The organism is Gilliamella sp. Imp1-1 (assembly GCF_001690415.1).
In the GTDB taxonomy this organism is placed as follows: Bacteria; Pseudomonadota; Gammaproteobacteria; order Enterobacterales; family Orbaceae; genus Gilliamella; species Gilliamella bombi.
On the sequence record NZ_LZHK01000075.1, the window covers coordinates 1 to 8494 of the forward strand.

Consider the following 8494-nt stretch of genomic DNA (forward strand, 5'->3'; position numbering starts at 1 on the left):
TTTATTTCGGCGTCACTTTCCTAAAAATGTACTCATTCATAGTGACCAAGGAAGCCAATATTGCAGTGCTGATTTCAAGCAATTATTGTTACAATATGGGCTAAGGCAAAGCATGAGTCGAAGAGGAAACTGCTTTGATAATGCGGTTGTTGAGAGTTTTTTTCATACACTCAAAACCCATATTATTCATGACTGTTACTACAAAACGAGGAAGCAGGCTAATAAAGCACTATTTGAATATATTGAAATCTATTATAATCGGATACGCGGTCATTCAGCCAATGGCTAGGTATCACCTGAACAATATGAACAACAATATTACCAAAACGAAAAAATGATAGAGGCGGGCTCTGTCTAATATTTTGGCGAGGATCAAGGATCACTTATATATTGGTTTATCTTTTGTATTTGCTTTAGTTGCCTTTGGTCACTTTATGATAGAATAATGTTTTATTACTTAATATCTAAATAAAAACCACCAATAACTATGTCATTAATTAATCTTACCAATGCTTATCTTTCATTTAGTGATGCGCCGTTGCTTGATCATATCGATATGTCTATTGAGCCAAATGAGCGTGTTTGTCTTGTTGGCCGTAACGGTGCTGGAAAATCGACTTTACTTAAAGTTTTAAATAAAGAAGTGCCATTAGACGAAGGGCAAATTATTTATGAAAATAATGTGATTGTTTCACGATTGCAACAAGATCCTCCTCGTGATGTGCAAGGTAGTGTGTTTGATTTTGTGGCAGAAGGATTACACGAACAAGCACAGTTATTACGAGATTACTATGATTTAGCATATCGCGTTGAGCTCGATCCTTGCGAAAGTAATTTAGATAAATTAGCTAAAATGCAAGAACAGTTAGATCATCAAAATGGTTGGCAATTAGATAGCCGTATTCGTAATGTTATTTCTTCATTATCGCTTGATGGTGATGCGTTGTTGTCTTCGTTATCGGGTGGGTGGTTGCGTAAAGCCGCATTAGCCAAAGCGTTGGTTTGTCAGCCAACAGTTTTATTGCTTGATGAACCAACCAATCATTTGGATATTCAAACCATTAAATGGTTGGAAGATTTTTTGAAAAGTTTTAATGGCAGTATTGTGTTCATTTCCCATGATCGTTCGTTTATTCGTCAAATGGCAACGCGTATTATTGATCTGGATCGAGGTAAAATTGCGTCTTGGAGTGGGAATTATGATAACTATTTGCTTGGTAAAGAAGAAGCATTGCGTGTTGAAGAGTTACAAAATGCTGAATTTGATAAAAAATTAGCCCAAGAAGAAGTTTGGATCCGACAAGGTATTAAAGCTCGTCGTACTCGTAATGAAGGGCGAGTGCGAGCATTAAAAGCAATGCGCCAAGAATATAGCAAGCGACGCCAAGTTATGGGTAGTGCTAAAATGCAAATCGAGGAGGCATTACGTTCAGGAAAAATTGTTTTTGAGCTTGGAAATGTGACATATCAGATTGAGGATAAGTTACTAGTTAATGATTTTTCTGTGCAAGTATTGCGTGGTGATAAGATAGCACTGATTGGCCCTAATGGAATTGGTAAAACAACGTTACTTAAATTGATGTTAGGTAATTTAGAGCCAACATCAGGTAATGTGCATTGTGGCACTAAGCTTGAAGTTGCTTATTTTGACCAATATCGGTTAGAGCTCGATCCTGAAAAAACAGTGATGGATAATTTAGCCGAAGGTAAGCAAGAGGTCATGGTTAATGGCCGATCACGCCATATACTTGGTTATTTACAGGACTTTTTATTTCCGCCTAAACGTGCCAGAACACCTGTACGAGCACTGTCTGGTGGGGAGCGTAATCGTTTATTGCTGGCTAAACTATTTTTAAAACCTAGCAATTTATTAATACTTGATGAACCGACCAATGATCTTGATATTGAAACATTAGAATTGCTAGAAGAGTTAGTGAATGATTATCAAGGAACTGTCTTGTTGGTTAGTCATGATCGGCAATTTGTTGATAATGTGGTCACTCAATGTTGGTTTTTTGAAGAAAAAGGCCATATTGGTGTTTATGCTGGTGGTTATGCCGATGCTCTGCAACAACAGCAGCAGGCACAACCAGTTAAAGTAACGACAGTTAATAAACTTGAGCAACCTAAAAAAGAATTAGGTGCTACTAATAATCAAAGTAGTGAGCGAACCGCTAAAAAGAAAGTTAAACTGAGTTATAATGAACAACGAGAATTGGCACAATTACCAAGCAAAATAGAACAATTAGAATTAGAGATTACTGATTTACAAGCACAAATTGGTCAAAGTGACTTTTTTAATCAAACTCATGAAATTACTAGTCCAATTTTACAATCTTTGGCAGATAAAGAGGCTGAATTAGAAGCTGTTTTTGAAAGATGGGAACAGTTAGAGTCTTTAAGCAAATCATAAGGTAAGTGTTAGTATTTTTCAGCATTATTTATTTGTGTTATAAAATAAATAATGCTGTTTCCTTACCCTAAGGTTTTTATATAATATTTTTTACATAACAGTTTTTAAATAACCGTTTTATTATTCCATAATTTTCTAGATAAAAAGTAGAATAATAATAGTGCGATGATGACAAAACACGCACCAACATAACCAATGTAATCAATTGAAAGTAAAATTAATACCTTACTGCCTATAAAAGCACCGCCTCCTATTCCAATATTGAAAATACCAGAATAGACTGAAGTGGCTATATCTGTGGCATCGGGTGCGGCATCAATTACTTTACTTTGCATAACCATTCCAATAATTGTAATGGAAAGTCCCCAAATCAAACATTGAATAATTGCAGTATAAAGCGTTAATGAACAGACATAAAGCGATAATAAGCAAGTAATCAGTAATAGCATAGGGATGATGAAAATTGCGGTTGGATTCTTTTCAGCATATTTTGCAAAAATAACGCTACCAATCATTCCAGAAAAACCTACAACTAATAATAAAAGGACGATAACATTTTGGTTAAATCCACCAATATTTTTCATGAATGGCGTAATATAGGTATAGGCAGTAAAGTGACCCGCAATAATAATGGCAATTAATAAATAAATGTTTAGCAGTATTGGGCGTTTTAATACCATTGGAATATCTTTGATAGAGATAATATCCATGCTTGGTACAGTAGGCAATAAGCGGAGTAGTAATATCATCACGCAAAAAGCGATACCAGCAATACATAAAAAAGTCACGCGCCAGCCAACGAGTTGTCCTATGATGGTGCCAATTGGAATACCTAGAATGGTTGCCATCGATACGCCAATAACAATAAAGCCCATTGCTTTAGCTTTTTTACCATTGGGCGCTAACCGAACTGCAAGTGGTGTTGTAATTGCCCAAAATACCGCATGTGCACAAGCAATACCAATTCTTGCTATCATTAAGCTGTAAAAATTCCATGCGACTCCAGCTAAAATATGACTACCTATAAATAGGCAAAATAAAAGGATAAGTAGCTTCCTTCGTTCCATTTTTGACGTTAATACTGTGAGTGGCAATGATAATAGCGAGACAGCCCATGCATAAATGGTGAGTAATAATCCAGCATGAGCTACATCCATTGAAAAGCTTTCAGCAATATTGGGTAATAGTCCGACAGGTACAAATTCCGTTGTATTAAAAATAAATGCCGCAAATGCAAGGCAAAGAATTGATGACCAAACCCGAGATCGGTTAATACTATTATTCATGATTAAGATTTTGGAGGGAATATTAGATTACTTTTGATTATAACTGAATATGTTTGTCTATTAAATAGTTGCTAAGAATAAATCTTAAACTTAATCGCCACCAATATTAGTATTTGAGGGCGATGTTTCATTATAGCGATTTATTCTAGTGCTTTAGCTGCAGCTAGGGCTTTGTCATAATCAGGTTCAGAAGAGGTTTCTTTAACATATTCCACATAAACAATTTTGTCGTTTTTATCAATGACAAATACAGCTCGAGAAAGTAATCGCAACTCTTCAATAACAACTCCATATTTTAAACCAAAGTTGAGTTCTTTATGATCTGAGGTGACTTTAACGGCATCAATACCTTCAGCAGCACAGTAGCGATTTAAGGCAAAAGGTAAATCGACGCTAATTGAAAATATCACTGTGTCTTTTAATTTTGCCGCTTCGACGTTAAAGCGATGCACTTGAGCACTACATACTGAGGTGTCAATGGATGGAACCGAATTAATAATTCTGATTTTACCTTTAAAATCGGACAATTTAATGGGCTCCATTTTTAAATCTTGCACGATAAAATTGGGCGCTGTGTCGCCAACTTTAATTTGTGTGCCTAACAAAGTAATAGGTGCTCCGCGCATGGTGACTTCATTAACTCTTTTTTGCATAACAGTTTCCTTAGTGTTGTGACGAATCACGTTGTTGACAGTGTAATGTCTTCCAATGAATTGGAGTTGTTGCACTTGTTAGGGATAAATAGATTTAGAACTGTTCCAATATAGAACTAAAACAACTTCTGAACAATAGCTTGAATTTGTTTTAAGTGATGAATTAGCCGATTTCTATTATCGTTAATAATGTTATTGTTAAAAATAATGAATAAATTTAAGTGGTTATCGAATTAATAGAAATGATATGTAATTAGTATTGGCTGTTTTTACAGCCAATAGTTGGATTTTTAAGTTACAATGTCTTAAAAGCAATATCAGGCAAAATCGCTTCACCTTGCCAATATAACTCACTAGCAATACTTCCTGCAATTTGATAATAAAGTCGGCTAAATTCGCTATCAGGGTGGTTAATGACAGTGGGCTTTCCTGTATCAAGATCTTGGCGTAACATTTTTTGAAGTGGAATTTGCCCTAGCAATTTGGTTTGATATTGCTCAGCTAAATGTTTTGCGCCACCTTCACCAAAGATGGCCTCATGATGTCCACAATGTTCGCAAATGTGGTAACTCATGTTTTCAATAATTCCTAGTGTTGGGATGTTTACTTTATTAAACATGGTAATACCTTTTTTTGCATCGATTAAAGCAATATCTTGAGGAGTTGTGATAATCACAGCAGCAGTAACTGGAATGTTTTGCGCTAGGGTTAATTGGATATCCCCTGTGCCTGGAGGCATATCAATGACAAGATAGTCGAGTTCTGGCCAAAGCGTATCTTGTAAAATCTGTAATAGTGCTTTACTTGCCATAGGTCCACGCCATACCATAGCACCATTAGGATCAACCAAATAACCAATGGAATTACTAGCAAGCCCATATGCCATGATTGGTGTCATATGTTTATTATCGGGTGTTAATGGTTGCTGGTTTTCTGTACCTAGCATGGTTGGGATCGAGGGACCATAAATATCTGCATCTAAAATCCCTACTTTCGCCCCTTGTTTTTGTAAAGCTAGCGCAAGATTGACAGCTGTTGATGATTTGCCCACACCGCCTTTTCCTGAGCTTATCGCGATAATGTTTTTTATATTATTAATGGCATTTTGGTTATTAGCACGTTTTAAAGTAGCAATTTTATATTCAATATGCCAGTCAACTTCATTAACGCTGTTAAGTTTAAGCAATTTTGGAGTGGTTATTTTTTTCAATTCTTCAAAAGTAGATTGCCAAGCGAAAGGCATTGTTAAATTTATAGTTAAGTGGTGATTAACTATTTCGCATTTTTTTATTGCTCCAAGTTCAAGTAAATTTTTTTGTAGAGTTGGATGAGTAAAATTTTCAAGAATTTTTTTTACTTCAGTGTTCATTGTGGTTATCTCTTTATGCCTTAGTATTTATACTCGTTTTATTTCCAATTACCTTGCATTAAAAGCGTAAAATACCTTAAATAATAAGGCGGTAAACAGTAAATTGGTTTACCCTCATAAAAAATGATTATTTTCTGTTTTGAAATATGAATTGAGTATATAAATTTTATCAAATTATGGCATAAATCTAGCGATAATCCCACGATTGATGTACTATTTCTGCCATTATGTAAAAAAGGGTAATAAATCAACATGACAACTCAACGCAAAATATTGGTGACTTGTGCACTTCCTTATGCCAATGGTGCAATTCACTTAGGTCATATGCTAGAACACATTCAAGCTGATGTATGGGTACGCTATCAACGTATGCGTGGTAATGAAATCTATTTTATTTGTGCTGATGATGCCCATGGCACGCCAATTATGCTCAAGGCTCAGCAATTGGGGATTACTCCAGAGCAAATGATTAGTGAAGTTAAAACCGAACATCAACGTGATTTTTCTGGCTTTAATATTAGTTATGATAATTACCATTCAACACATAGCCCAGAAAATCGTGAGATATCAGAGCAAATTTATAAACGTTTGAAAGCGAATGGTTATATTAAAACTAAAGTTATTTCACAGCTATTCGATCCTGAAAAACAGATGTTTTTACCAGATCGCTTTGTAAAAGGTACTTGTCCACGTTGTAAAGCCCCAGATCAATATGGCGATAACTGTGAAGTGTGTAGTGCAACTTACAATCCGATTGATTTAATTAATCCTAAGTCTGTGGTTTCGGGGGCGACACCAATTTTAAAAGAGTCAGAACATTTCTTTTTCGATCTTCCGGCTTTTTCAACTATGTTACAAGAGTGGATTCGCTCAGGGACACTACAAGACCAAGTCGCTAATAAAATGCAAGAGTGGTTTGAATCAGGCTTACAGCCGTGGGATATTAGCCGTGATGCTCCTTATTTTGGATTTGAGATCCCCGATGCGCTAGGTAAGTATTTTTATGTTTGGTTAGATGCGCCAATTGGTTATATGGGATCTTTCTTAAATTACTGTAATAAACAAAATAAACCAATTTTTGATGAGTTTTGGGACAAAAATTCAAATACAGAACTGTATCACTTCATTGGTAAAGATATTGTTTATTTCCACAGCTTATTTTGGCCAGCAATGCTTGAAGGTAGCGAATATCGCAAGCCTTCCAATATTTTTGTACATGGTTATGTGACTGTTGATGGTGCAAAAATGTCTAAATCACGCGGTACTTTTATTCAAGCAAGTACCTATCTAAAACATTTAGATCCTGATTGTTTACGTTATTATTATGCGGCTAAATTGTCGTCACACATTGATGATATTGACTTAAATTTAGAAGACTTTGTTCAACGTGTAAATAGTGATTTAGTTAATAAAGTTGTTAATATTGCTTCGCGTTCGGCTGGTTTTATTTATAAACGCTTTGGCGGCAAATTATCAGATAAAGTGGCAGAGCCTGAACTGTATTCCTTGTTTGTTGAAAAAGCAGAAGTGATTGCTGACTATTTTGAACAACGCGAATCAGGCAAGGCAATTCGTGAAATTATGGCACTTGCTGACGAAGCTAACCGCTATATTGACGAAAAGGCACCTTGGGTGGTTGCTAAACAAGAAGGGCAAGATCAAGTGTTGCAAGATATTTGCTCAATGGGAATTTACTTATTCCGCATCTTAATGACCTATTTAAAACCAATTGTGCCTTCATTGGCTGAACGTACAGAAGCATTTTTAAATAGCAAATTAGAATGGAATGAAATTGATAATGCTTTAACAAGTCATAAAATTAATCAGTTTAAAGCTTTATTTAATCGTATTGATATGGATAAAATTACAAACATGATTGAAGAAACAAAACAACAAGCTGCATTAGCCCAACCGGCAAAACCTAAAGTTGCAGAGCCTATCGCTGACACGATTAATTTTGATGATTTTACTAAAGTCGATATGCGCGTTGCTTTAATTAAACATGCTTGCTTTGTTGAAGGATCCGATAAATTACTTCAATTAACGCTTGATATTGGTGACGAAACCCGTAATGTGTTTTCAGGTATCAAGCAGTTTTATCCTGACCCAGAGGTGTTAATTGGGCGTTTAACTATTATGATTGCTAACTTAGCTCCTCGTAAAATGCGCTTTGGTATTTCTGAAGGTATGGTGCTTTGTGCGAGTGGTAAAGGTGATGATGAAGGTGTGTACCTACTATCACCAGATAGTGGTGCTAAACCAGGAATGCGAATTTCGTAATTGATATCCTTATTATAAAAACTGCATCTTAACAAGTTAATATACTTGTTAAGATGTTTCAGGAAACTATGCGTTTCAGTATAAAATTTGCTTATTTGATAAATAATTGTAGCGTTAGTTTTTTTGGGGCTGTTTTTTTTATTATAAATGTGTTGCCATTCAAGTTTTGAATTTATGTCGTTTGAGGGTACTGATGGTTGGTTGCTTAAACTTGGATCGGCTACACTAATTAGTACCAGTTTTATAAGGTCATTGTTATGATAAACTAAAAATAAGAGAAGGTAACAACAATGGCAATCGATTCATCACGAAGAGCAAAACGTAGCTTTACTAACGAGTTCAAAAAACAAATGGTCATGCTATATCAAAATGGTAAAAAACGTGCGGATATCGTCGCAGAGTATGACCTCACCAAATCAGCATTAGATAATTGGATAATGCAGTACCAAACTACCGGCTCATTCATCGCAAAAGATAATCGTCGAACTGAAGA

The 8494-nt window shown here is 35.4% G+C and carries 6 protein-coding genes and 1 pseudogene; 4 read left to right on the top strand and 3 right to left on the bottom strand.

Annotated elements, in window-relative coordinates:
- Both A9G38_RS06795 and A9G38_RS06800 read left to right on the top strand, forming a co-directional pair.
- Window positions 1–286: pseudogene (locus tag A9G38_RS06795) on the top strand (IS3 family transposase); the annotation flags it as partial.
- Window positions 287–487: 201 nt separating this feature from the next.
- Window positions 488–2413 carry an ABC transporter ATP-binding protein gene (locus A9G38_RS06800; RefSeq protein WP_034915271.1) on the top strand — a complete coding sequence of 642 codons (1926 nt, stop codon included), beginning with the start codon at window positions 488–490 and terminating at the stop codon, window positions 2411–2413.
- Window positions 2414–2517: 104 nt separating this feature from the next.
- Here the strand turns inward: A9G38_RS06800 and A9G38_RS06805 are convergent, their stop codons facing one another.
- From A9G38_RS06805 to apbC, 3 genes are all read right to left on the bottom strand, one after another.
- Window positions 2518–3699 (bottom strand): sugar transporter, encoded by a 1182-nt coding sequence (locus A9G38_RS06805; RefSeq protein ID WP_034915274.1) that lies wholly within the window; start codon window positions 3697–3699, stop codon window positions 2518–2520.
- Window positions 3700–3839: 140 nt separating this feature from the next.
- Window positions 3840–4352, bottom strand: a complete 513-nt coding sequence (tpx, locus tag A9G38_RS06810) for a thiol peroxidase (RefSeq protein ID WP_034915277.1) — start codon at window positions 4350–4352, stop codon at window positions 3840–3842.
- Window positions 4353–4647: 295 nt separating this feature from the next.
- Window positions 4648–5721 (bottom strand): iron-sulfur cluster carrier protein ApbC, encoded by a 1074-nt coding sequence (gene apbC / locus A9G38_RS06815; RefSeq protein ID WP_051634349.1) that lies wholly within the window; start codon window positions 5719–5721, stop codon window positions 4648–4650.
- Between the two features lie 252 nt (window positions 5722–5973).
- Between apbC and metG the strand changes: the two genes are divergently transcribed.
- Window positions 5974–8001 (top strand): methionine--tRNA ligase, encoded by a 2028-nt coding sequence (gene metG, locus A9G38_RS06820; protein WP_034915282.1) that lies wholly within the window; start codon window positions 5974–5976, stop codon window positions 7999–8001.
- Between the two features lie 290 nt (window positions 8002–8291).
- On the top strand, window positions 8292–8494 hold a 203-nt coding region (locus tag A9G38_RS06825; protein ID WP_141671696.1), incomplete at its 3' end, for a helix-turn-helix domain-containing protein.